Raw genomic sequence first — 24,883 nt, forward strand, 5'->3', positions numbered from 1 at the left:
GCGCCCCGGAGGCGGGTGTCTCGAAATGAGACACCCGCCTCCGCGCGTCCTGGTTCAAGATCGTCATGAGTTCCGTGCCGTCTCGCCGGGGCTCTGACGCAGGTGATGAAAGGTGAACACCATGGCCCTCGCACTGCTTCGGCGCCGGCGGCCCAAGCGAGGCTCCGGCGCCGGCGCGACGGGCGTCTCGCTCCCCCTCCCGCCGGGCGCGGGCGCCATCAGCCGGGAGGTCGTCGACCCCATGGGCCAGCCGATGGGCGGCGCCGACGTGACGGTCACCGCTCTGGCCACGCACCGCGTCGTGGCACGCGGCACCACCGACCCGTACGGCTACTTCCTCGCCGCGCTGCCGCCCGCCCAGTACAGCCTGATGATCGCCGCCGAGGGCCTGCACCCCCACCGCGAGACGGTCGACGTGGTGGCCGGGCCCGCGGCTCCCGGGGAGCAGATCTGGCTGCAGCCCGCCCGCCGGCTGGAACTGCCGTCGCCGGGCACCTGGCTCTTCGACCCGCCCCACACGGCGATCCGGTTCATCGCCAAGCACGTCGGCATGGCCCATGTGCACGGCCGCTTCGAGCGCTTCGAGGGCGGCATTCAGATCGCCCCGGACATGGCCGACTCCCGCGTCCACGTCCGTATCGACGCGTCGAGCATCACCACCGGCAACCGGACGCGCGACGACCACCTGCGGTCGGGGGACTTCCTGGACGTCGAGCGGTTCCCGCACATCGACTTCCACAGCACGCGGTTCGCTTACCGCGGCGGCAGCAGGTGGACCCTCCAAGGCGCGCTGACGATGCACGGGGTGAGCCGCTCGGTGGCCCTGGACACCACCTACCTCGGCACGGTGAACGGCGGCTACGGCGAGGAACTGCGCTGCGCGGCCCTGGCCAAGGCGGAGCTGCACCGGGAGGACTACACGCTCAACTGGCGCTCCATGCTGGCGCGTGGCATCGCGGTGGTCGGCCCGACGGTCCAACTGGAACTGGACATCCAGGCGATGTACCGCACGCACGACACGCCCACCCCGCCGCGGTAGCGCTCCGCTGGGTTTGAGGTGTTCGGCTGCGGGTGATCCGTGGCCGGGCGCGCCGTTCCCCGCGCCCCTTACGGGGCGCCCGTGAGCAGGCGGCGTGGGTTGGCGATGCGGAAGGCGTACGCCGCGGCGCCGCCCAGCCCGAAGCCGGGGCTCTGCGGGGGTTCGGCGTAGGGGCGGTCCGAGCCCTGGACGATTACGTCGGTGCCGAGGGCCCGGACGACCGCGTCGACAGCGCGCGGACCGTACGAGGAGGTCTCGACGAACACGTTCCGATCGACCTCCTTGCGGCCCTCGGCCCCGCCACGGGCCGCGAAACGTTCCCCGTGCAGGGGCGCGAGACCGGCCAGCAGCGCGAAGCACACCCGCAGCCGCGGATGGCGTGGCCGGCCGAAGGCCCGGAACGCGAACCAGGCGGCGTGCATCTGCTGCACGTACGGCACCATCGCGGGCCACCAGCCGGGCCGCGGCGACGCGTCGGCCGCGGGGCCCGGGTGGACGAACAGCGGAAGGCCGCGCGCTTCGAGCAGGTCGAGCAGCGGGGCGCAGTGCGCGTAACCGGCCGCGTCGGCCAGACAGTTCGCCGGGAGCTGGAGGCCGGCGAAGCCCCGGTCGAGATCCCCGGCGGTCACGTCGGCGTCGATGTCCCGGACACAGGCGGCGGCCCAGGCACCGAACGGCCGGGGCAGCGCGGCGGCGCCCTCGTGGTACGCGTCGAGCAGCGGCCGTGCCTCCCCGGACGGCAGCCACTCCACACCGAGCGGCGCGGACAGCGAGACCAGGGCCCGGCCGAGGCCGTCGGCGACCGCGAGTTCGGCACGCCGTGCGATGTCGTGGTCGGCGGGGGAGACCTCGTAGGGCGGCTCACCCGCGGTGTGCAGGGTCCAGCGGTCCCGGCCGTCTCCACCATCCCCACCGTCCAGGAACGGCGGCTCGGTGCGCGCACGCAGGGCCGCGACGAACGAGCCGGTCCACAGATGCTGGTGTACGTCGACGTTGGTCACGAAGCTCCTCTTGTCAGGGCGCGCAGGGTGCTTCGTACCTCGTCGGACCCCAGGACGGCATCGCTCACCCGGTCCACGTCCGCACCGCAGGGCCGGTCGTCGTCCAGGCGCGGGACGAGCTCGCGGATCGCCGCGTGCAGGACGACAGGTCCCCGTCCGAGAGCGGCGGGCGAGGCCAGGTCGACCGCCTGCGCGGCGGCCAGGGCCTCCACGGCGAGCAGTTGCCGCAGCCGGACGAGCATCGTCGACAGCCGCCGTGCGCCGAGCGCCGCGTTGGTCGAGTCGTCCTCGACACCGTCCGCGCCGTGCCGGGGGTCGGTGCTCACCGGCGCCGACAGCAGGCGGATCTCGGCGACCAGTGCCTGCGCCGTCTTGGCCAGGGGCGCGAAGCCGGAACGCTCCGGGCCGTACGGGGAGAGGTTGGCGGGCAGCCCGCTCAAACCAGGGTTCAGCAGTCGCCGCATCCGTTCCGCGGAGATCGCCGCGGTCTGCGTCAGGGCCAGCGCCAGGGTGTCGAAGGCCAGGGCGAGGGCCGGGGTGTGGAAGTTGCCGGACGAGAGGATCTCACCGGTGCCGGTGCCGAAATCGGCGCTGGTGCCGGCATTGCTGTCGGTGTCGGTGTCGGCCAGTACCACCGGGTTGTCGCCGCTTCCGTTGAGCTCGGGATCCAGCGCCGCGTCGGCGAAGTCGAGCGCGGAGTGCAGCGCACCGTGCACCTGGGCGGCGCAGCGCAGGCTGATCGGGTCCTGGACCCGCCGGGCGTGCCGGGGGTCGGTGAGGTCACCGCCGGCCAGGAGCGCGAGCAGTTCCGCCGCCGCCCGGGACTGCCCGGGTGCCGGACGCAGACCCAGCACGCGGGCGTCCAGCGGGCTGGTGTTGGCCCGGAAGCCCTCGAAGGTGAGCGCGGTGACCGCCTGGGCCAGGGTCAGGACGGTGGCCGCCTCATGGAGGACGAGGCCGCCGTGTCCCGCGGCCAGCGGGCTCGCGCTGCACAGCACGTGCCCGTCCTTCGGACCCAGCTCGGCGGGGGACAGCCCGGCCCGCCGCAGGGCCGCCGCACCGTCGAGCACCTCGCCGACAAGTTCGGCGCGGCCCTCGCCGATGACGACGAGCCCGACATGGGCCATCTGACACAGGTCCGAGGCACCGATCGACCCCACCTCGGGGACCACCGGATGGACCCGCGAGTTGAGCATGCCGACGAGCAGCGGCACGATCTCCGGGCTGACTCCACTGCCACCGCCCGCCAGACCGTTGACGCGGGCGACGAGGGCGGCGCGTACGACGGGGACCGGCAGCGGGTCCCCGACCGCGTTGGCCCGGCCCCGCACCGTACGCACGCTGAACTGCGCGAGTTCGTCGCGCGGCAGTGCGTACGACGACCGGCTGCCGAGGCCCGTCGTCAGGCCGTACGTCGGCACCTGACGGTCGACCACGTCGTCGACCACCGCGCGGTCGCGGGCCAGCCGGGGGAGCACCTCGTCCGCGAGCACGACCCTGGCGCCGTGCAGGGCGACGGCGGCGACGTCCTCGCAGGACAGGGTGCGCCCGTCGACGATCACTGCTTCGGGACGGCCGGGGTAGGGACCCGTCATGCCCGCCATACCTTTCATGCCCGTCGTACTCGAAGTACCCGTCGTGCCCGTCGCGCCCACCGCGCTTGTCATGAGAACCGCAGCTTCTGTCCGAGTCCGCGCTCCGCGGCCTTCGCGAGCACGGCCGCGCCCAGGGCGATGTCGGACAGGGACAGTCCGCGGTGCCAGAAGAGGATCGTCTCGTCGGGCCGCTCCCGGCCGGGCTTGTCGCCGGCCACGATCTCGCACAGTTCACCGTGCAGGGTCGACTCGCTGAGCCGGCCCGACTCGACATGCGCGCGCAGCGCACCGAAGGGCCCGGACCGGCACTGGCCCCAGTCGTCGACGACGACCTTGTCCATGATGTCGGTGAGGGTGAGTTCGACCGCGCTCATCGTTCCGTACGGCACGACCAGGGCGCCCGGCGCGATCCACTCCGTCCTGAGCAGGGGCTCGGGCCGTTCCAGCCGGGACGCCTCCACGACGATGTCCGCGCCCTCGACGCACGACCGCCAGTCGTCGGTGACGATCACGGGCTTGCCGAGGTCACGCTCCAGCCGCTCCGCGAAGGCGTTGCGGCTCTCCGGACGGCGCGAGTGGACGCGGATCTCGTCCAGGTCGAAGATCCGGTCGAGCAGCCGGACGTTCCAGTACGAGGTGGCGCGGGCGCCGATGTGACCGAGCACCTTGGCATCGGTCCTGGCGAGGTGCCGGGCTCCGAGCGCGGTGATCGCGCCGGTGCGCATCTCGGTGATCGCGGTCGCGTCCAGGACGGCCAGGGGCATGCCCGTACGGGGATCGAAGAGGTTCAGGAGGGCCATCTCGGAGGGCAGACCCGATTTGTAATTGTCGACGTAGTCGCCCACGATCTTGACTCCGGCCATGCCCAGGGGGGCCACATAGCCGCGCAGGACGTTGAAGTGGCCGTTGAAGGCGGGGTCGGGCGTGAGATGGACCCGTGGTTCGATGACCGTCTCGCCGCGACCTTGGGCGAGCAGTCCCTGTTCGACGGCGTCGAGCACCTCGGTGTCGTTCAGTTCCAGCTGTTCGATGTCCGAACCGTTCAGGAACGTGAACAGAACAGGGTCAAGAGTGGTCATTCCGGGCGTCCTCTCGCTTTCTTCGGACGAACGTAACGCCCCGTTTACAAAAGGGGATTGACTGTAATTCAGCCAAGAACAACTCTGCATGACGATATGCAGTCGGGTAAGGGGCAGCTTTGATCAGATTCGACGCGGTGAGCAAAAACTATCCCAACGGCACCACAGCCGTGGACGGACTGTCCCTGGAGCTGGCCGAGGGCGGCATCACGGTCCTGGTCGGTCCCTCCGGCTGTGGCAAGACCACGACCCTGCGGATGGTCAACCGCATGGTGGAGCCGACGGCCGGCACGGTCAGCCTGCGCGGCCAGGACATACGGGAGGTGGCCGCCCCCGAACTGCGCAGGGGGATCGGCTACGTGATCCAGCACGCCGGACTCTTCCCGCATCGCACCATCCTGGACAACGTCGCGACCGTGCCGCTGCTGCTCGGCTGGGGCAAGAAGAAGGCCCGCGCGCGGGCGGCCGAACTGCTCGAACTGGTGGGGCTGCCGGCCACGATGGCCAAGCGCTACCCGTACCAGCTCTCCGGCGGGCAGCAGCAGCGCGTCGGGGTGGCCAGGGCGCTGGGCGCGGACCCGCCCGTGCTGCTCATGGACGAGCCGTTCAGCGCGGTCGACCCCATCGTCCGGGGGGAACTGCAGGCGGAGTTCCTCCGGCTGCAGAAGGAACTGCACAAGACGATCGTGTTCGTCACCCATGACATCGACGAGGCGATCAAGCTCGGCGACAACATCGCGGTGTTCCGGACAGGCGGCAAGCTCGCGCAGTTCGACACCCCGGAGCGGCTGCTCGCGCACCCCGCCGACGACTTCGTCGCCGACTTCGTAGGGCAGGACCGGGGCATCCGCCGGCTCTCCTTCGTCCAGGCGGCCGGTCTGCCGCTGCGCGAGGGCCCGGCGCTGCCGGTGACCGCCTCCGTGGCCGAGGCCCGTGCCCTGGACGAGCCCTGGGTGCTCGTCGTCGACGACGCCCGCCGGCCGCTCGGCTGGGCCGAGGCCGCCGGCCTCGCGGACGCCGGCACGCTGGCGGACATCCCGCTCGCACCGCTCGGCCACACGTTCAGCCTGGTCGGCGACTCGGCGCGGGCCGCCCTCGACGCGGCGCTCCTGTCACCCTCCCGGCTGGCGGTGGGAGTGGACGCGCAGGGCGCGGTCGCGGGAGTCGCGGACGCGTACGAGCTGTCGGCGGCGATCGCCGGTACCGGCGGGTCCCTCGGCGCGGCGCCCGAAGCGGCCGGCGTGGCCGGCGTGGCCGAGACCGCCGAGGCGGCCGGGCCTCAGCTCGTCAAAGGCGCCGCGGACCCGGCCGACGCGGAGGACGCGGAGGACGCCGACGGTTCCGGCAGCAACACAGGCAAGACAGGCGGTGGGGACCGATGAGAGACGGTGAGCCGCTCATACGGTGGGTGTGGATCGGCGATCACGTCGGTGAACTGGCCCACTACACCGGAGTCCATCTGCGCCTCGGCCTCCTGCCGGTGCTGTTCGGGCTGATCATCTCCGTGCCGCTGGGCATCCTCTGCCACCGCTGGCGATGGATCTACCCGCCGACCCTGACCGCGGCCAACGTCCTGTACTCCGTCCCGTCGCTGGCCCTGTTCATGATCTTCGTCCGCTACACGGGGCTGACCGAACGCACGGTCATGATCCCGCTGACCCTCTACACGCTGTCGGTCCTGATACCCAACGTCGTGGACGGACTGGCCTCGGTGCCCGATCCGGTACGGCAGGCGGCCACCGCGATGGGATTCAGTACGGTCCGCCGGGTCATCCAGGTCGAACTGCCGATCGCCGTACCCGTTGTCGTCGCCGGGGTACGGGTCGCCGCGGTCTCCTCCATCAGCCTCGTCGCGGTGGGACAGCTGATCGGCCAGGGCGGCCTCGGCTACTACATCATCCGGGGCCTCCAGCTCGACTTCCCGACGCCGATCATCACCGCGACCGTACTGATCATGCTGCTGGCCCTCGTCACCGACGCGCTGCTCGTACTGGCCCAGCGGCTGCTCACACCGTGGGCGCGGGGCAAGGGGGCGAAGGCGTGAACGATCTCCTGAACCAGATCCGGCTCGTGGGCGACTGGCTGACGTCGTCCCAGCAGTGGCACGGGGACGACGGCATCCCGCACCGGCTCGCGGAGCACCTGACCTACAGCGGTCTGTCGCTGCTGTTCGCGACGCTGATCGGGCTGGCGTTCGGGCTGCTGGTCGGGCACACCGGCCGCGGCGCGTTCGCCGTCGCGAGCGTCGCGAACCTTGCGCGGGCGATCCCCACCTTCGGCCTGGTCGTACTCGTCGTGACCCTCGCCGGGCTCAGTACCACTCCCGTGCTGGTCGCCCTGGTGGCGCTCGCGGTCCCGCCGATCCTCATCAACACCTTCGAGGGGGTCCGCGGCGTCGACCCCGACGCCCGGGACGCCGCGAAGGGAATGGGCATGACCGGCTGGGAGGTCCTGCTGAAGGTCGAGGTGCCGATGGCGCTGCCGCTGATCCTGCTCGGCCTGCGGGTCGCCGCGATCCAGGTGGTGGCCACGGCGACCGTCGCCGCGTATCCCGGTCTCGGCGGTCTGGGCCGCTTCATCGTCGACGGGCTCTCCCGCAACGACTACGAACTGGTCATCGGCGGCTCCGCCGTCGTCGTGGCACTGGCGCTCGTCGTCCAGGCCGTCTTCACCGCGCTGCGGCGCGCCATCGTCTCGCCGGGGCTGCGGCCCGCGGCGACCAAGTCATGAGCCACCGGACTCCCGCGCACCCGATGCATCCGATGCGCGCGGAAGTCGCACCAGAGCCCGCCCCGAGACCTGAGCCCGCCCCGAGACCAGAGCCGTACCTGAGAAAGGGAACACCATGAACAAGGCCACGTACCGCGCCGCCGCCCTCGGCGTCGTCGCCGCGCTCTCGCTGACCGCCACCGCCTGCGGAGGCAGCGACGACAGTGACGACAACCCGCTGACAGGCGGCAGCGCCGACAGCGGAGGCGGCAAGGCCATCGTCGTCGGCTCGGCCAACTTCCCCGAGAACCAGCTGCTCGCCGAGATCTACGCCCAGGCCCTGGAGGACAAGGGCCTGAAGGTGACCCGCAAGTTCGACATCGGCGCCCGCGAGGTCTTCTACGACCAGGTCGTCAAGGGCGGCATCGGGGTCATCCCCGAGTACAACGGGGCGCTGCTGTCCGTGGCGGTCGACAAGAAGAGCACCGCCACCAGCACGGAGGAGATCAACGCCGAGCTGACGAAGAAGCTCCCGAAGTCGGTGGGGATACTCGACTCCGCCGCGGCCGAGGACAAGGACTCGGTCACGGTCACCGCCGAGACCGCCGACAAGTACAACCTCAAGACCCTGGCCGACCTCAAGCCGGTCGCGAAGGACCTGGCCATCGGCGCAGGCTCGGAGTTCAAGACGCGCACCCAGGGCGGGGTCGGCCTGAAGACCGTCTACGGCGTCGAGTTCGGCAAGTTCCAGCCGCTGGACGCGGGCGCCCAGAGCACCCTGCTGAAGCTGCTGAAGGACGACAAGGTCCAGGCCGCCAACCTCTACACGACCGACCCCGCCATCGTCGAGGACAAGCTGGTGGTCCTGGAGGACCCGAAGAACCTCTTCTCCTCCCAGAACGTCACGCCCCTCATCTACAAGTCCGCGGTCAACGACAAGGCCAAGTCGGCGCTCAACGACCTCTCGGCCAAGCTCACCACCGAGGACCTGCTGGACATGATGAAGAAGCTCGTCAACGACAAGGAGGACGCCTCCGACGTGGCGAAGGAGTGGCTCACCTCGGCCGGCCTCGCAAGCTGACCCGCGCCGTCGTCCGGGCACCTCGGACCACACGTGTCAGGGACGAGCGGGCGAGCGGGGGTCGCGTACGACGGACTGGGGGGACGAGGGTGAGCGACACGGAGGCAGCCGGTAGGGAGAGAGCCGGTACGGAGAGAGCTGGGGAGGGCGCCGGAGAAGGCGCCGGCGTCGATGTGTCCCACGGGGCCGCTGTCGCTCCCTCGCGGCTGTACCAGCTGTTCGAGGGACGCCGACTGACGCCCACCCAACGCCGTATCGCCCACTGCCTGGTCCGGCGGACGGCGGCCGCGCCGTTCCTTTCGAGCGTGGAACTGGCCCAGCTGGCCGGGGTGAGCCAGCCGTCGGTGACCCGGTTCGCGGTCGCCCTCGGCTTCGACGGATATCCGGCGCTGCGCAGACATCTGCGGGACGTCGTACCGGCCGGGCCGGCCGTGGACGCACGGCCGGCCAACCCCTACCAGCAGGCGGTACGGGCCGAGATCGACAACCTGCTTCAACTGGCGTCCCTGCTCGCCGACCCCGGACCGGTGGAAACCGCGGGCCGGCTGCTCGCCGCCTCCCGTCCACTGCCCGTGCTCGGGTTGCGCGCCTCGGCCGCCCAGGCGTGCGGCTTCGCCTACTTCGCGGCGAAGGTGCACCCCGACGTGCGCCTGCTGGACGAGGGCGGGTCGTCGCTCGCCGACCGGATCGACGCGGCCCGCCACGCGGGCGCGAGCGCGCTCCTGTGCTTCGCGCTGCCGCGCCACCCGGTCGAGCTCCTGGACGCGCTCGACCACGCCCGGGACGCCGGGCTGACCGTGGTGACGATCGCCGACGGCACGTACGCCCCGGTGGCGGCCCACAGCGACATGCTGCTCCCGGCCGCCGTGGGCACCGGCCTGGTCTTCGACACGGTGAGCGCGCCCATGCTCCTGGGGCAGGTCCTCCTGGAGGCGATGTGCGACCGCATGCCCGACGCCCAGGCCCACCTGGAGGAGTTCGACGCGAGGGCCGCGGCACGGGGCCTGTTCGTCGACTGACCTCCTGGCGAGGACGGCCGCCCGTCCAGGTGCGGTAAGGTTCACCTGCGTCTTCACGCGGTTCACCGCAGCGAGGCGCATCGGGACGTGGCGCAGCTTGGTAGCGCACTTGACTGGGGGTCAAGGGGTCGCAGGTTCAAATCCTGTCGTCCCGACAGAGCGAAGGGTCTTCGCAGGCGAGAGCCTGCGGGGACCCTTTTCGTGTGGGTCGTTTCCGGCCTTCGAGGTTGAGCATGCCGCTCATCGGCACCTTTACTCGGAGGCTCGCGAAGTTGCCGCTCCTGGACTTGAACAAGATCACTGCGGGGCTGTCGAAGACCTGGGCGGGGTTCCTGCGGGACGAGGCGGTCATCCGCCTGTACGCAACACGGGTGCGCGTCGCGCCTAAGGCTGTCCCGTAACTCCCGGCGGGCGCACGACGACAGCTACGGCGCCTCGCGGGGTTGCCGGATCGCCCGAATACACCCGGTATGAGGGCGACCCGGCGCCTTGCGATGCACCGCATCCGACGCCGCGCGCTGAGATCCCCGACAGGGTCGAGCTCGGCGGCTGGGAAGCTGAGGCGTCCGCACCGTCGAGGTGGTCGGGCGAGCCAGGCAGACGCCGGGGCCCTGGGGTCGCACCTGCCACAAGCCCCACGTCCAACGAACGACAATACGGGCCCGAAAAGATCACCCCCTCCTAAACGTCTCACGAACTACGTGAATATGAAGGCGGAGGGTCATGTCCGAGAAGTTTGTGTTCGTCGTAGGCGACAATCTCGCCTGCAGGTCGAATTCAGAAGATCTGGTGCCCTTATCCCAGTTGGACTTACTTCTTGAAGAGGGGCTGTCGTCCGATCCCCCACTGGTGATCGTGCCGGGGCAGGGCATCGAGAAGGACGAGCGAGACATCGTCCGCGCCAAGCTGCGCCGGCGTGGCCTGCCGGAGTCGATGCTCATGGACCTGCCTCTGCCGACGCTGCTGCACCGTCACGAGGTGCACAAACATAATCCGGAGAACGTCCTCATCGCCGGGCTGCGCAAGGTCGACGACCAGTTGTTCCGGGCGACGCTGCGCATCTCCGACCGCCAGGAAATGGTCCTCGACCACGCCACTGGCTCCCATGTGACCGGCATGGTCATCCAGGAGGCCGTACGGCAGATGACGCTCGCCGTCGGGGAGCGACATCTGCTGGCGCCGCTCGACACGGCCCGTCGGTTCGTCATCAGCTCCCTCCAGACCACGTTCCACAAGTTCCTGCTCCCGCTGCCCACTCAGGTGGAGTACACGGTGGAGGAACTCAAGCGCAAAGGCCCCAACCGGCTGCGGTTCCGGGGCCGGTGCGACCTGCTGCAGGCGGATGTCCTCGCCGCGTCGGGCTCGATGGACGTGATGGTGATCGACGGGCAGCGGGCCGATCAGATCGAGGCGGACCACATTCGCGTGACGACCCGCGCGCTGGCGGAGCTCTACGCGGAGAAGCAGGGCGTGAGCGAGCACCTGACCCTCGGCCAGGGTGCCGCGTCCTGATCACCGGCGGCCGGTCCGGTCCCGCGGCCGGTCCAGTCCGTCGGCCATCCGCCCGCCGCGCCGTGGAGGTTCCCCGAATGTGGTTACTGCGTAAATATCCCCTTTTCGTCCTTGGTGTATGTGTCGCGGCGACCGGCACGGCCGTGGTCCGCGGACTGCTCGACCTCTCCGCTCCCTGGCAGCGGGTGGCGGTGGCGCTCGCCGGGCTCCATCTGATGTGGATACTGCTGGAGACTTGGACGACCGTCCGCAGCTCGACCTCGGTCGAGCTGGCAACCGACCGCGGCACCATCTACGTCTACGCCACCGCCCGTGCCGCCACCGTCGCCGCGGCCTGTCTGCCTGCGGCCGACGACCAGACCTACCACCCCTGGATGCTCGCGCTGCCCGTGGTCTTCGCGGCGGCAGTCGGCTTCCGGCTGTGGGGCATCCGGACCCTTGGCCGGTTCTATTCGCACCGCGTCCGGGTGCTCGGCGACCATCAGGTCGTCCAGAGCGGCCCCTACAGGTGGGTGCGGCATCCCGCCTATCTCGGGATGGCCCTCGCCCACGTCGTCTTCGTGCTGTTCTTCCTCAACACCTACAGTGCCGCCGCCCTCATGGTCCTGCTGCCGACGCTGGTCGTGCGCATCCTCGTCGAGGAGCGGACCCTGCTCACACTTCCCGGCTACTCCGACTATGCGGCGACCCACCGCCGTGTCATCCCCTGGATATGGTGATCGGCTCGATGAACGCACGCCGCGCACTGCGCATCCCCACGTTCTCGTCGCACCGCAGGAAGGGGCCGGTCATGCGTGGGCGGGCCCTGCTGAACGAGGCGGAGGTCGGTCCGAAGTTCTCCCGGCAGGCGCGGATGGCAACGGAAGGCTTCCCGGTCCCCCGCTTCTTCTGCGTGTCGGCAGCCACGTTCACCGAAGTGCTGCGCCCTGTGCGCGCCGAGCTGGACGCCCTTCTCGCCGGCTTGGACACAGCGGACGCCGAGACTCTGGAGAAAAGGGCGTCCGCGCTGCGCGAGACGGTGCTCGCCGCCTCCGTACCGGCCGCAGTCGCACGGCAGCTGTACGACGCCTTCGACGATGTCTTCGGGCCGGATGCCGTGGTCTCGGTGCGCTCCTCGGTCGTCGGTACAGGCGCGGACGTCGGCGAGGACTCGGCGCACGACGCGTTCGCCGGAATCAGCGACAGCTTCCTGTACGTCACCCGCGAGGAGCTCCTGGACCGGGTACGGCAGTGCTGGGCCTCCGGCTTCGGGACGCAGGCGCTGCTGTACCGGGCCGCCCGGGGCGGCACACAGCACGGCTTCGCGGTGGCCGTCGGCGTCCAGCGCATGGAGTTCGGCCGCCGCTCGTTCGTACTGTTCACCTGCGATCCGCTGACCGGCGCCCGCGACCGAGTGCTCGCTGCCGGCCTCGGCATCGGCGAGGGCGTCGTCCAGGAGAAGGTCCCGGTCGACCACTACTTCGTCAGCCGGCGCGACAACGCGGTGCGGTCCGTGCTCGCCCACAAGACACAGCTGATGGAGGAGAACCCCGGCCGGCTCGCCGACGGCCCGCGTACGGTGGCCGCGCCCGAGGAGCTGTGGGACGCACCGGCGCTGACGGACGAGCAGATCCAACAGGTCGTGATGGTCGGCGACCGGATCGAGGAGCTCTTCGGGTGCCCGCAGGACATCGAGGGCACCTTCACCGCGGACGGCCGGCTGAACATCCTCCAGGCCCGCCCGGTGGTGCTGGAGCTGGACCGGCAGCGGCTGTGGAGCAACGCCAACATCACCGAGTCCTACCCGGACGTCACCACGGCACTGACCTACTCCTTCGCCCAGCGCTTCTACCGTGAGGACTTCCACGACTTCTACCGGCTGCTCGGCGTGCCCCGCAAGGTCCTCGACCGGCACGAGGGTGAACTGCGCGGCATGATCGGCCTGTTGCGTGGACGGGTCTACTACTCGCTGAGCGTCTGGTACGCCTTGCACGGACTGAGCCGGACCTTCCCGCTGTGGCGGAGAAGCTTCGAGCGGATGATGGGCATGTCCCCGTCGGTCACCCACGTCCGGCCCACCCCGCCGCTCACCGACCCCGCCCTGTTGCCCGCGACGGCGGCGGCCACGGCGCGCCTGGCATGGCGGCTGGTGACGCACGGCGCGGCGGTGAAGGACTTCGAGACCTGGTGGGAGAGGATCCTCACCGCGCACCGGGAGGCCGCGAAGACCGCCGATCCGCTGCAACTCGCGCAGCTGATGCGGTCGTTGTGGACCGAGGTCGGTGACCGCTGGGGCATCACGCTGGTCAACGACCTCCTGCTGCAACTGCACGAGACGCTGGCCATGAAGATGCTCGGCCGCTGGGTGCCGCAGGCCGACGCCGGACTGCACAGCGATCTGCTGTGCGGCGGCGAGGAGAACCGCAGCGTCATCATCCTGATGTCGATCGTCGAGATCGCCGAACGGATACGCGCCACGCCGGGCGTCCTCGACGCGCTCGCGGTGAAGCCCGCCGAGGAGGTGTGGGACGAGATCGACCGGGACGCCTACGGCAGTGACCTCGCCGACCGGATGCGCACCCACAACCACCTCCACGGCGACCGGGGCCTGCAGGAACTGAAGCTGGAGGTGCCGGTCCCCCGCGACCAGCCCGCCCAGCTGCTGCGCATCGCCGCCGAGTACGCGCGCGGCGACCTCACACGCGCCCTGTTGCGCGAACGGGAGGCCCAGGCCCGCCGGGCGGGCGAGCGGCGGCTGGCCGAGCTGCTCGCGGGGCGCCCGCTGGCCGGCGGCGCGCTGCGCGCGGCGCTGGCCGGGCAGCGCCGGTACATCAACATGCGGGAGAACACCCGCTACGGTCGCAGCGAGCTGTTCGGATTCGGCCGCCAGGTATACCGCAGGCTCGGCGCCGACCTGGCCGCACGCGGTCTGCTGGAGAAGGCCGAGGACGTGATGCACCTGACCGAGGAGGAGATCCTCGGCACATACGACGGCACGGCCGTCACCGACGACCTGCGGGGCCTGGCCGCCGTACGCCGGGCCGAGTTCCACGCGCGGGGCGCCGAACTGCCCATGGACTTCGTGACCATGGGCCCCGTACGGGACGCGCTGCCGGACCCGAACCGGGACACGGCCGCCTCGGGCACCCTGCGCGGCTTGGGCTCCAGCGGAGGCATCGTACGAGGCACCGCCCGCGTCGTCATCGACCCGCACGACCTCGGCGACCCCTCCGAGGACATGATCCTGATCGCCCGCGAGACCGATCCCGGCTGGCTGTTTCTGATGCTGTCCTCGCGCGGCATCGTCGTCGAGCGCGGCACCCTGCTGTCGCACACCGCCATCTCCGGGCGCAAATTCGGCATCCCGACCATAGTTGCGCTTCCTCACGCGACCACCCGTATCCCCGACGGCGCCCGTGTCGAGATGGACGGCGCGGCTGGCACCGTGAAGATCCTTGAGGAGGACGAGGCATGACCGTCACAGACGCTTCCCACCCGGTGGCTCGCGAGTCCCGTTCCGCCGCCACCAGCGCCCGCCGTCTGCGTGCCTTCTTCGCCGAACGGGCTCCCGCCCGCATCTATGTCGTCTACGCGGTCCTGTGGGTCCTCGCCCTTCAGGGCACCCTCGCGCTGCTCTCGCCGGAGCGGGACTGGAAGCTCGGCGGCTCCCTCGTCGCCGAGATCGCCACCATCTATCTTGCGCTGCTGTTCATCCGGGTCGTCGACGAGCAGAAGGACCTGGAGTACGACCGCCTGCACAGCCCTGACCGGCCCCTGCCACGCGGCGCGATCGACGTACGGGAGCTGCGGATCGCGATGGCGCTGATCGTCGTCGCGGAACTCGCGCTCACCGGCTGGCGCTCGCCGCTGCTGGTCGGCTGGCTGCTGCTGAACCTCAGTTACATCTGCCTCCTGGTGTGGCTGGAACGCTGGTCGGCGACGGTTCGGGACCGCATCTTCGTCAACCTGCTGGTGAGCTATCCGGCGCAGGCAATGCTCAGCGTGCACATCTGGTTGTCATTCCGGGAAGCGACCGGCGCTGGGCCGGGATCGCACGCGGTGCTGGGTGCCTTGCTGTGCGCAGGTGTCTTCATGCACTACGAGTTCGCCCGCAAGACCGGTGCCACGGTGGTGCCCGGCGCCACGCTGTACTCGAACGTCGTCGGGCTGCGCGCTTCAGTCGCGCTGACCGTGGGCTGCGCGCTGACCGGGATGGCCCTGGTGCTCGGCGTGATCCGCCCCTGGGAACTGCACGGGACGGCCACGCTGGCAGGCTGGCTGCCGCTGACCGCGCTGGGCTTCCTGTGGGGCGGGGCGGAGCGGTTCACGTCATCGAACACGCCGACCTGGCCTCCCGGACCGGCGATGGGCTATTTGGCCTGGCTGTATCTCGGGGTGTTCGTCGCGGCGCTGGCCGTGGTCCGGCCGGGGATCGGGGGATGACGCCGGTGCACAGGGTCGCGCCGCCCGCCGTCCACCGCGAGGTCAGGCTGGCTGCGCGTCCGGACGCGCAGCTGGGACCCGAGCACTTCGCAACGGCGCGGGTCCCGCTGCGCCGTCCGGCGACGGGCGAGGTGCTGGTACGCAACGTATTGCTGCGCATCGGCGCGGCCACCCGCACCCTGATGGCCGACGCGGACGTCCTGCCCATGCGCCCCTACCAGCCAGGCCGGGCTCTGCGCGGCACAGCCCTCGGCGAGGTGATGGAGGCCCCGGGGACGGGGCTGTGCCCCGGCGAGCTGGTCCGGCACGACTCCGGCTGGCAGGAGTACGCGGTGCTCCCGGCGAACTCGGTACGGCGGGTCGACGCCGGCCGCTGGCCCGACCCGGCGGCCTCTCTGTCCCAGGGGTTCGCCGGCTGGCTGGCTGTCTCCCAAGGGGGCACGGTGCGCACCGGTGACACCGTCCTGGTGACCGGAGCGGCGGGCGGGGTCGGGTCGATCGCGGGGCAGTTCGCGCGGCTGCGCGGGGCGGGGCGGCTGATCGGCACGACCGGATCACGCTGGAAGGCCGACCGTCTGCGGCGCGAGCTGGGCTTCGACGCGGTGCTGGTGCGTGGCGAGGGGCCGATCGGGGAGCAGTTGCGGGTGGCGGCGCCGGAGGGCGTCGACGTGCTGATCGACACGGTCGGCGGCGAGCAGATCGAGGCCGCGCTGGCCTCGGCCCGCCGCGGGGCCCGCTGTGTGGTGGTGGGTGCCGTCGGCCGACAGGCCGACGGCGGTACCAGGGCCGAGGCGACCGTCGACACCCTCTCGCTGCTCTCCCGGGGCATCAGCATCGTCGGGCTGTCGGCCACCGACCACCAGGCGTCGGCTGCCCGTTGGGAGGCGGAGTTCAGCGCCGCACTGCGGGCCGGCACGGTCCGCTTCCCGCATGTCCGGCTGTACGGTCTCGACCGGGCGCCCGGCGCACTGATCGACCTGCTGGCGGGCTGTCACTTCGGCACGGTATTGGTAGAACCCACCTGAGGAAGGAGTGCTCAACTTGGAGGAGATCGTCGCTCTCTACGCCCAGGGCGAGGTGCCCGGCCGGATCGTCGGGACCGCGCCCCGCACCCGCATGAGAAGGGAGAACCTACCGCACGCGGCGGTGAAGATCCTGGTCCGGGACGCCGACGGGCGGGTCTATGTGCATCGCCGCACCGAGACAAAGGACCTGTTCCCCGACCTGGACGACGTGTGGATCGGCGGAGTGATTACCGCGGGCGAGGAACCGGACACCGCCGCCGTACGCGAACTCCACGAGGAACTCGGTCTGCGGGAGTGTGAGCTGCGCCCGCTGGACCAGCACTGGTACACGGACGCGCACACCGATTTCCTCGCGTACACCTATGAGACGGTCCACGATCCGGAGCGGCACGGGCCGATCGTCCATCAGCAGGCGGAGGTCGCCGACGGCTGGTGGCTGGCCTGGGACGACCTGACGGCCCGCCTGGCGGAGCCCGGCTTGCCGTTCGCCCCGGACGGCCGCGAACTCCTGGCCCGCTACACCACCGCACGGCAGACACGGCCCTACCTGTAGTGGCTGGTGGACGAGCTGGTCACCCACAGGTTCCGTCATCCGGCAGTGGGGGCGGCGACGTGATGATCCCCCCCACCATCGGGCGAACTGTTTGTCGCGCAACGCGCTCAGGCTCAATGACAGCAGCAGGTCGTACTCATCCTCATCGGCGGACTGCCCGGCACTGGCAAAACCACGCTTGCCCGACTTCTGGCCGTACGCATCGGTGCGGTGCACCTGCGGATCGACACCATTGAACAGGCGCTCGTCCGCTCCGGTCCGGCGCAGCACCCTCCAGGGCCGGTCGGTTACGTCGTGTCCCCCTTGCTGCTTTTCTGGGCCGCCACACTCTTGGGAATACCCCCCAGGGGTATACGGTTCTGGTGTGGGAGCCCGCGGATCGGGGTCACACCGGACGGAATGGGGATGACGGTCATGGACCACAGCACGCACCACACCGGAGCTCACGACCACGCCGCGCACCAGGGGCACGAGGGTCACGGCGGGCATCAGATGGGCGCGGTGACCTGGGGAGCCGCCGCGAAAGCGACGCTGCACTGCCTCACCGGGTGCGCCGTAGGTGAGATCCTGGGCATGGTCATCGGCACCGCCCTGATGTGGGGCAACGCGCCCACCATGATCTTGGCGATCGCACTGGCCTTTGTTTTTGGCTACTCCTTCACCCTGTTCGCCATTCGCAAGGCCGGCCTGGACTTCAGGACCGCCCTCAAGGTCGCGCTGGCCGCCGACACCGTCTCCATCGCGGTGATGGAACTCGTCGACAACGGGATCATCGCCCTGGTTCCCGGCGCGATGGACGCCCATCTCGCCGACGTCCTGTTCTGGACGTCACTCCTGGGCGGCTTCGGCATCGCGTTCCTGCTCACGACCCCGGTCAACAAGTGGATGATCGGCCGCGGCAAGGGCCACGCCGTTGTCCACGCCTACCACTGACCACCCTCCCGTCCCGCGTGCCCGGCCGCACCGTGAAGATGCGGCCGGGCACGTTCGCGCCGTGCCGGAATTTCACGGGACTCGCCGACGGCCAGAGCCGGTCCTGGCGTCACACGGCGCGCAGAAGGTCCTGGGCACTGTGGGCAGGGGGTGGTCATGTTGAAGCGCCTCATGGGCTCTCGTGGGCCCGGGCCGCCGGGCATGATGGTGCGCGGTCCGTCGGGATCGCCGCCGGAGGCTGTTGTCCGCCCGCCGGATGCGTTCTCAGGGTCTGCGGGCGCCGCCCGGGCGGTCGGGCAGTGTGCGTCAGGCGACGCTCAGGGCGTTGAGCAGACCGGGCAGCCGGCCCCGGCGATGATGGTCGCGTGGCGGATCCGGCTGACCTGATGGCACGTCGCTGTTGGCATCGGACGTTCCACGGGAGTCTCGCCCCGGGGAACCGTTCGAGCGGTCGAAGACCGACGTCGAGCAGTTGCCGGCGAGCTTCGTCGGCTGTTGGCCGCCATCGGCCGGGCGCTGCCTGCGGTGCGCGCTCGTCGCGTCTGCGCTCCAGCTGCCGCCCGGTTGCACGTCTGAGCCCAGGCAGGGAACGCCTTCTCGGGGACGTCGCACGCGACGAGGTAGACGTACAACTGCTTCTCCGAGGTGACCCGCTGGGTACGGGTGCGGATCCGCCACGCCGCTGACCGGGACAGGTGGACGAACTCGCCGGCGCGCGCCGCGGCACGCTCTTCCATCACGTGTCCTCGTGGACGCTGGTGGCTCACCTTCCACACGCGCGGAGGCCGGGACCACAAGGCTCCGGCCTCCGCCTGTATCTGCCCCCGCACGGAGGCCGCGGCGCGCGCGGTTCCGGTTGGCCTCGGTTCAACTGTTCACCCCGCAACGAGCAGCGGCGCCGACAGCAGCAGATGGACGAGCCCGCCGAGCCCACCGCTCACCGGTCGCCGACCACCTGGTCGCCTCGTCACCCGGCTGCTACCTGATCACCTCGGCACCTCGGTCATTTTGGCGACGATGTCGCGGTGCAGGAACTTCTTGTCGAGCTTTCCCACCGGGGTCTTGGGCATCTCCGGGACCCATTCGAGCCGCTCGGGCCACTTGAACTTCGCCAGTGACAGCGCGTTCAGGTGCTCCTGCACCTCCTGCATCGTCAGGGGCTCGCCCGCGGCGACGAGATAGGCGCAGGCCCGTTCGCCGAGGCGCTCGTCCGGCATCGCCACGACGGCGGCGGCGACGATCCGGGGATGGCGCAGGAGGAGGTTTTCGACCTCCTCCGCGCTGATCTTTTCGCCGCCTCGGCTGATCAGGTCCTTCAGGCGGCCCTCGACCACGAGGGACCGCTCGCCGCCGAGGGTGCGGACGGCGACCAGGTCCCCGGTGCGGTAGAAGCCGTCCGAGGTGAACGCCGTGGCATTGATGTCGGGGGCGTCGAAGTAGCCGCGGATGGTGTAGGGCCCGCGGGTCACCAGCTCGCCGACGGTGCCGTCCGGCAACTCCTGCTCGGTACCGGGCTCAAGGACGCGGAACTCGTCGTACGGCGAGTTCGGGACGCCCACCGTCGTCAGGCGGGCCTCGCGCGTGGACGCCGCGGTCGACGTGGCGAAGAACCCCTCACCCATGCCGAACATCTGGCCCACCAGGATGCCCCGGCTCTCGAAGGGCTCGAAGACGCGGACGGGAACCTTGGCTCCCGAGAGCAGCACCCGTCTCATCGAGGCCGTCGCGTCGTCGAAGAGCGGGTGGTCGACGATGTTGTAGTGCCCGTGACCGATGAGCACGTCGGTGGTCTTCTCACGGGCGACGAGGGGCAGCGCCTGGTCGAGGACCGCGGTGCCGAGCACCAGGGTGCCGCCGACGCTGTGGACGGCGTGCAGCCCGCAGGTGATGCCCGCGTTGTGGATGATCGGGATCAGGTGGGCGGTACGGGTGCTCTCGTCCCAGCCGCCGACCTCGGCGAACGCCCGGGCGTTGTACCAGTATTCGGCATGCAGCCGCGGGATGATCTTCGGTGCGCCGGTGGTCCCGCCGGAGAGCTGGAAGCAGGCGATCTCGTCCGGGTCGATCGCCGCCTGGATCGCCGCGACCCGCTCCCGGGCGAGCGCCGGGTCGGACTCGCCGGCGAGCCGTTCGATCGGGGTCCCGGAGGCGCCCGCGGGAGCGCCCGCGGTGAGTACGTGCCGCATCGTCGGGTGTCCGGCCCGCTGGTCGAGCGCGAAGGCCACCAGGTCGAAGCCCGAGGGGCTCGCCTCGACCAGGTGGGCCACGGCGCCGACCTTGCGGCTGATCGAGCCGATCTCGTGGGCACGGTGAGCCGCCAGGGTGCACACCGGCACGAGGCCGGCCTTGAGCATCCCGTACCACGCCACGACCGAGTGCAGCCGGTTCGTCAGCTGCACGACGACCCGGTCGCCGGGGACGAGGCCGAGGTCGGCGAGGCCGACGGCGAGCCGGTCGGTGGCCTCGTCGAGCTCGGAGTAGGTGAGCGAGCCCTCCTCGGCGACCACGGCCGGGTGCTGAGCCCGCCCGACGGCGATCTCGTGGAACTCCGCGCCGATGGGGCGCGTGCCCCACAGCCCGGCGGAGCGGTAGCGCTCCACGACGTCGGCGGGGAAGGGAGTGAGCCGTCCAGCCCAGTCGATCACCGATGCCTCCTGCGTCGTCGGTCCTCGTTCATGGTGCGTGCGCCCTTCACGGTAGGCGATCTAACGTACTAGTCAAAAGATAGACGCTCATGTTGATTCGGTCTATCGTGCTGCACACAGCAAGGAGGAGTCGAATGAGACTGAGCTCGGTGGCCGTCCTCGGCGGTGGGCCCGGCGGCCTGTACGCCGCACGACTGATGAAGCTTCGCCGGCCCGAGTGCGCGGTGACCGTGTACGAACAGTCCCCGCCCAGCGGCACCTTCGGGTTCGGGGTCGGACTGGCGACCGCCACCCAGCGGCACCTGGAGAAGGCCGATCCCGTCTCCCTGCGTGCGATCGTCGCGGACGCGTGGCGGCACGAGATGTCGATGTCCGTCGGCGACGTGACTGTCACCCTGCCCGCCGGCGACCTGATCGCGATCGGCCGGGCCAGGCTGCTGGAGATCCTGCGCGACCAGGCGCTCGCGGCGGGCGTGGAGATCCACGACGGCACCCGGGTCTCGGCAGAGGAGCTCGACGCCGACCTCGTCATCGCGGCGGACGGCGTCAACAGCGCGACGCGCGAGCGGTTCGGTGCCGAGCTGGGCGTCCGCGTCGACCGGCACGACAGCCTCTACCTGTGGTGCGGCACCGACTTCGCGCTGCCGCGCGCGGTTTTCCGGCCCGAGGTGACCGGGCACGGCACCTTCGTGGCGCACGCCTACCCCTACCAGCGCGACCGCAGCACCTTTCTGGTCGAGACCGATCCCGGGACCTGGCGGCGCGCCGGCTTCGACGCGACCACCGACAGGACGGCGCCGGACCAGAGCGACGAGACGGCGCTCGACCACCTGTCGGACGTCTTCGCCGACACGCTGCGCGGGCACCGGCTGATCGGAAATCGCACCCGCTGGCTCCGGTTCCGGACCGTCACCTGCGAGACCTGGCACCACGGCAACGTCGTACTGCTGGGAGACGCCGCCCACACGGCCCACTACTCCATCGGCTCAGGGACGAAGCTGGCCATGGAGAGCGGGATCGCGCTCGTCGAGGCACTCGATGCCGGCCCGGATCTGGAGTCCGCGCTGACGGCGTACGAGACCGCCCGCCGGCCGGCCGTGGAACATCTGCAGGACACCGCACGCCGCAGCATGCGGTGGTGGGACGAGTTCCCCGAGCGTTTGGACCTGCCGGTGGAGCAGCTGCTCATCGCCTATATGACACGGGCAGGCAAGGTCTCGCTCGAACGGCTGGCGCGGGACGCCCCGGCCGTGGTGGCCGCGGGCCTCGCCCGGTACGACGGGGGGCCGGTCGAACGGCTGCCCGATGACGTGGTCGGCTGGGTCCTCGACCGCCCGCTCGACGCCGGCGGGCAGCACTGGCCGACGCGCGCCGTGCCGTGCGGCGGGCTCCACGAGAGCGAGAAGGTGACAGCGCTCGATGCCGGCACCACCCGCGAGAGCGCCCTTGCCGCCTTCGACGCGGCCGAGCGGGTGCGCCGTACCGGGCGGCTGGTCGGGGTGCGCGTGCCGGACGGCCTGCGTGGGCTCGCCGCCGAGGCCCTGGCCGGCGGCCGGGTCGATCTCGTCGAGCTGGTCTGACAGGCTCGGCGCATGACGGAGTTGGCCTACGCCGAGGACCTGAACGTCGGAGCGGTCTTCCCGCTGGGTGATTACGAGGTCACCCTCGACGAGATCAAGGAGTTCTCCGACCTGTGGGACCCGCAGCCCTTCCATACCGATGACTCCGCGGCGGCTGCCGGCTATTTCGGGGAGCCGATCGCCAGTGGCATCCACTCGCTCGCGATCCTGCAACGGCTGGCGGTGCTGGGCATGTTCAGCGGTTGGTCGGTGCTGGCGGGCCGCCGCATCCGTGAGGTGAGCTTCGAGGCGCCGGTGCGGGCCGGCATGGTGCTGACGGGCACGACGGTGATCAAGGCGCTGGAGCACGTATCCGCCGAGCGGTCGCTGGTCACCGTGGCGGGGACCCTCCGTCACCAGGACAACCCGGTCCTCAACGCCGTCCATGAGCTGTACGTACAGCTCATGGACGATCGGATCAGAAACGCTCGGCCGCCCAGGCGACGATCCGGGCGGCCGCCAGTTCGTTGCCGGTCGGCTCGTCCTGCGCGAGCCGGTCCCCGAAGTGGGTCCCGTCGACCGCTCCCACGCTCAGGTCCTCGGCCGGAATCGCCGCCGCGAAGGCGGCGATGTCCGCGGGGAAGGACGCCTGGTCGCCGGTGAACTCCAGCAGGAGCGTCGGCACCGTGATGCCGGCGGCGCAGCGCAGGAAGTCGGCGTTGGTCGTGGTCGCGCTCCAGGTCGACATCCAGGCCTCGGCCGTCGACAGTCGGCCGAAGCCGACCAGCCCGTGGTTGGTCAGGTCGGGACGCCGGCCGAACAGCGAACCGTAGGGCCGCTTGTTCCTGTCGAGGCTCAGGTCGACGTTCCGCAGGTCGGCGTCGGTGCGATAGACGGTGATCAGCGCCGGGGTGAGGGCGGCACGCCGGTCGGCCGCCTCGCCCGAGCCCTTGAACGCGGCGTCGGCGCGTCGGCGCGTCGTGACGAGCTCTGCCGCGAGCGCGTCGATACGGGCCATCCGGTCGTGCTGTGCCGCGCGGTACGCCTCGACGAAGTCGGGGGAGTAGTGCGCGGATTCGGGTGCCTCGGTGAAGCCGTTCGCCGGGTCGAAGGCGTCGAGTCCGGGGTCGCGCGAGAGCGGGTCGGCCTCGTCGGTCACCGACGGGTCGATGACGCGCCGCAGCAGCGCTCCCTGTCCGGGGTGCGGCGCGAGCGCGACGAACCCGCTCGGCAGCGGCATCTCGGTCTCGGCCAGGGGGACCGGCCGGCCCGACGGCGTACGCGACAGCCGTGCGCCGGGCGGCAACGCCGCCTGCTGGAGGTAGAAGGCGCCGAGCGTGCCGCCACCGGAGTGCCCCAGGGACACCACGGACTCGAACCCGAAGTCGCGGAGGAACACCTGACCGGCCGCGAAGTCGATGACGGCCTGCTCGTGGATCAGGTTGAGGTCGTTGTTGGGCGACCGGGATCCCTGCGTCCACACGGCAAGACCGGCGGCGAGGAGGTACGGGACCAGGGCGTGGTGGGTCACGTCCTGGCGCGGGTGCATCAAGGTCACGACGGTGCGCGCCCCGGCCGGGCGGCGCAGCACGCCGGTCACCTGGGCCCGGTCCGAGGTCCGGAGCCGGTGGACCGAGGTCGTGACGCCGTCGGGCTCGGCGACGGCCGCCGTGTAGCGGTCCGCGCCGAGCCGGCGTACTCCGGTGCTCATCGCTCCTCCGTGCGCAGGGCGTCCTTGTCCCACTGTGCGATGCGCCAGCCGTCGAGGCCCGCGACGAAGCTGTACCAGACGGCGTGCCGCACACCGGTCGCCCGCCGGTCGATGGACAGGGGCGCGTCGGACTCGATCACGAAATAGGGCCCGAGCCTGCCGACCCTGACGTCCGGCAGGTGGCGTGCGACGCCGGCGATCGGGACGTTCTCCGGCACGTCGAGCATGAACAGGCGGTGTCCCATCAGCGCGCCTCCTGGGTGGCGGTCCACTCCGGGGCCCGCTCGACGATGAGTTCGGCCCGGCGCACGAGCAGGTCGTCCAGCGTGTGGCCGGGCGTCTGCGCGATGTGGACCAGGGCGTCGATGGTGAGGTCGGCGTCCAGGTCCTCCTGGGGCGTCACCGGCCGCAGCGCCCTGGTGATCTCGAAGAAGTAGCCGTTGGGGTCGTGGGTGTAGATCGACTCGATCGTCTCGTGCTGGATCTGCATCTCGACGGGCCACTCGCTGGCGTCGAGCCGGCGCCGGTACTCCAGCAGGTGCTCCTCGGACTCGACGTGCAGCGCGAGGTGGCGGGAGCGGACGAACCAGTCCGGTGTGCCCTCCGGGAAGCGGGCGTAGACGTCGCCGGAACCGGCGGACGTGTCGGGCCTCGGGAGGCCGAAGTAGTAGAAGAACGCGATGCGGTCGCCGTTGCCGATGTCGAAGAAGAAGTGGATGAAGTCGGGATGGTCGCCGGGGCCCCAGCCGGCGGCGCAGATGGAGTGCACGACCGGGAAGCCGAGGACGTCGCGGTAGAACTTCACGGTGCCCGCCGGGTCGAACGTCGGGAAGGCGATGTGGTCGACCCCGGTGACGAGGTGCTGGTCGTTGAGCTGGTTCATGGGGGACTCCTTTGGAGGAGCGGAGGAGGGTCTGTGTCAGGTTGACGGGGCGACGGCGACGGCGGCGTCGGCGTAGGCGTCGGAGCGCAGCAGGGACCCGGCGCCGGGGACGGTGAG

Annotated in this window: 21 protein-coding genes, 1 tRNA gene and 1 pseudogene; 16 read left to right on the top strand and 7 right to left on the bottom strand. The window is 70.7% G+C overall.

The genetic code is table 11. The features are described from left to right. The first annotated feature begins 121 nt into the window (after positions 1-121). Positions 122-1,039: a YceI family protein gene (locus AOK01_RS06715; RefSeq protein WP_055509456.1), complete on the top strand. Its 918-nt coding sequence runs from the start codon at positions 122-124 to the stop codon at positions 1,037-1,039. A 68-nt stretch (positions 1,040-1,107) separates the two neighbouring features. On the opposite strand, the gene AOK01_RS06720 is transcribed toward AOK01_RS06715, so the two are convergent. The 3 genes from AOK01_RS06720 to AOK01_RS06730 form a co-directional block, all read right to left on the bottom strand. Further along, positions 1,108-2,040 carry an amidohydrolase family protein gene (locus AOK01_RS06720; protein ID WP_055509458.1) on the bottom strand — a complete coding sequence of 311 codons (933 nt, stop codon included), beginning with the start codon at positions 2,038-2,040 and terminating at the stop codon, positions 1,108-1,110. Further along, positions 2,037-3,635 carry an HAL/PAL/TAL family ammonia-lyase gene (locus tag AOK01_RS06725; RefSeq protein WP_079103214.1) on the bottom strand — a complete coding sequence of 533 codons (1,599 nt, stop codon included), beginning with the start codon at positions 3,633-3,635 and terminating at the stop codon, positions 2,037-2,039. Before AOK01_RS06725 ends, AOK01_RS06720 begins: the two co-directional genes overlap by 4 nt. 68 nt (positions 3,636-3,703) lie before the next feature. Beyond that, positions 3,704-4,714, bottom strand: a complete 1,011-nt coding sequence (locus AOK01_RS06730; RefSeq protein ID WP_055509460.1) for an ornithine cyclodeaminase family protein — start codon at positions 4,712-4,714, stop codon at positions 3,704-3,706. Positions 4,715-4,833: 119 nt separating this feature from the next. Between AOK01_RS06730 and AOK01_RS06735 the strand changes: the two genes are divergently transcribed. The 13 genes from AOK01_RS06735 (at position 4,834) to AOK01_RS06795 (ending at position 17,968) form a co-directional block, all read left to right on the top strand. Next, positions 4,834-6,096, top strand: coding sequence for an ABC transporter ATP-binding protein (locus AOK01_RS06735; protein ID WP_079103211.1), 1,263 nt, complete (start codon positions 4,834-4,836; stop codon positions 6,094-6,096). Further along, positions 6,093-6,758: an ABC transporter permease gene (locus AOK01_RS06740; protein ID WP_055509462.1), complete on the top strand. Its 666-nt coding sequence runs from the start codon at positions 6,093-6,095 to the stop codon at positions 6,756-6,758. Before AOK01_RS06735 ends, AOK01_RS06740 begins: the two co-directional genes overlap by 4 nt. Next, positions 6,755-7,444, top strand: coding sequence for an ABC transporter permease (locus AOK01_RS06745; RefSeq protein ID WP_055509464.1), 690 nt, complete (start codon positions 6,755-6,757; stop codon positions 7,442-7,444). The genes AOK01_RS06740 and AOK01_RS06745 overlap by 4 nt, the downstream gene beginning before the upstream one ends. 115 nt (positions 7,445-7,559) lie before the next feature. Continuing rightward, complete coding sequence (locus AOK01_RS06750; RefSeq protein ID WP_055509466.1) at positions 7,560-8,504, top strand: ABC transporter substrate-binding protein; 945 nt, start codon at positions 7,560-7,562, stop codon at positions 8,502-8,504. Positions 8,505-8,677: 173 nt separating this feature from the next. Then, positions 8,678-9,523, top strand: a complete 846-nt coding sequence (locus tag AOK01_RS06755; RefSeq protein WP_055509468.1) for a MurR/RpiR family transcriptional regulator — start codon at positions 8,678-8,680, stop codon at positions 9,521-9,523. Between the two features lie 81 nt (positions 9,524-9,604). Continuing rightward, positions 9,605-9,678 (top strand) — tRNA-Pro (locus AOK01_RS06760). Between the two features lie 568 nt (positions 9,679-10,246). Then, on the top strand, positions 10,247-11,035 hold the full coding sequence (locus AOK01_RS06765; protein WP_055509470.1) for an AfsA-related hotdog domain-containing protein: 789 nt from the start codon (positions 10,247-10,249) through the stop codon (positions 11,033-11,035). 143 nt (positions 11,036-11,178) lie between these two features. After that, positions 11,179-11,754, top strand: a complete 576-nt coding sequence (locus tag AOK01_RS06770) for a methyltransferase family protein (RefSeq protein ID WP_245702145.1) — start codon at positions 11,179-11,181, stop codon at positions 11,752-11,754. Positions 11,755-11,762: 8 nt separating this feature from the next. Further along, on the top strand, positions 11,763-14,489 hold the full coding sequence (locus AOK01_RS06775; RefSeq protein WP_055509498.1) for a PEP/pyruvate-binding domain-containing protein: 2,727 nt from the start codon (positions 11,763-11,765) through the stop codon (positions 14,487-14,489). After that, complete coding sequence (locus AOK01_RS06780; protein ID WP_055509475.1) at positions 14,486-15,457, top strand: hypothetical protein; 972 nt, start codon at positions 14,486-14,488, stop codon at positions 15,455-15,457. Before AOK01_RS06775 ends, AOK01_RS06780 begins: the two co-directional genes overlap by 4 nt. Next, positions 15,454-16,482 carry an MDR family NADP-dependent oxidoreductase gene (locus AOK01_RS06785; RefSeq protein ID WP_055509477.1) on the top strand — a complete coding sequence of 343 codons (1,029 nt, stop codon included), beginning with the start codon at positions 15,454-15,456 and terminating at the stop codon, positions 16,480-16,482. The genes AOK01_RS06780 and AOK01_RS06785 overlap by 4 nt, the downstream gene beginning before the upstream one ends. A gap of 16 nt (positions 16,483-16,498) precedes the next feature. Continuing rightward, positions 16,499-17,035 carry an NUDIX domain-containing protein gene (locus AOK01_RS06790; protein WP_055509500.1) on the top strand — a complete coding sequence of 179 codons (537 nt, stop codon included), beginning with the start codon at positions 16,499-16,501 and terminating at the stop codon, positions 17,033-17,035. 414 nt (positions 17,036-17,449) lie between these two features. Then, positions 17,450-17,968, top strand: a complete 519-nt coding sequence (locus tag AOK01_RS06795) for a DUF4396 domain-containing protein (protein WP_055509502.1) — start codon at positions 17,450-17,452, stop codon at positions 17,966-17,968. Positions 17,969-18,954: 986 nt separating this feature from the next. Here the strand turns inward: AOK01_RS06795 and AOK01_RS06805 are convergent. Then, positions 18,955-20,613, bottom strand: a complete 1,659-nt coding sequence (locus tag AOK01_RS06805; RefSeq protein ID WP_055509481.1) for a (2,3-dihydroxybenzoyl)adenylate synthase — start codon at positions 20,611-20,613, stop codon at positions 18,955-18,957. A 134-nt stretch (positions 20,614-20,747) separates the two neighbouring features. Here AOK01_RS06805 and AOK01_RS06810 point away from each other — a divergent pair, with 134 nt between their 5' ends. Beyond that, a complete protein-coding gene (locus tag AOK01_RS06810; RefSeq protein WP_055509483.1) occupies positions 20,748-22,193 on the top strand; it encodes an FAD-dependent monooxygenase in 1,446 nt (481 codons plus the stop codon). A gap of 12 nt (positions 22,194-22,205) precedes the next feature. Further along, positions 22,206-22,496 (top strand): annotated as a pseudogene (locus AOK01_RS46455) (MaoC/PaaZ C-terminal domain-containing protein); the annotation flags it as partial. A 154-nt stretch (positions 22,497-22,650) separates the two neighbouring features. Here the strand turns inward: AOK01_RS46455 and AOK01_RS44765 are convergent. The 3 genes from AOK01_RS44765 to AOK01_RS06830 are packed head-to-tail and all read right to left on the bottom strand — an operon-like array spanning position 22,651 to position 24,766. Continuing rightward, the gene (locus AOK01_RS44765) at positions 22,651-23,883 is read right to left on the bottom strand and encodes an alpha/beta fold hydrolase (protein WP_055509486.1); all 1,233 of its coding nucleotides are present in this window, start codon (positions 23,881-23,883) and stop codon (positions 22,651-22,653) included. Next, the gene (locus tag AOK01_RS06825) at positions 23,880-24,128 is read right to left on the bottom strand and encodes a hypothetical protein (protein ID WP_055509489.1); all 249 of its coding nucleotides are present in this window, start codon (positions 24,126-24,128) and stop codon (positions 23,880-23,882) included. The genes AOK01_RS44765 and AOK01_RS06825 overlap by 4 nt, the downstream gene beginning before the upstream one ends. Then, positions 24,128-24,766 (bottom strand): VOC family protein, encoded by a 639-nt coding sequence (locus tag AOK01_RS06830; RefSeq protein WP_055509491.1) that lies wholly within the window; start codon positions 24,764-24,766, stop codon positions 24,128-24,130. The genes AOK01_RS06825 and AOK01_RS06830 overlap by 1 nt, the downstream gene beginning before the upstream one ends. Between the last annotated feature and the right edge of the window lie 117 nt (positions 24,767-24,883).

It is taken from the genome of Streptomyces aurantiacus (genome assembly GCF_001418335.1).
GTDB classification, from domain to species: Bacteria; Actinomycetota; Actinomycetes; order Streptomycetales; family Streptomycetaceae; genus Streptomyces; species Streptomyces aurantiacus.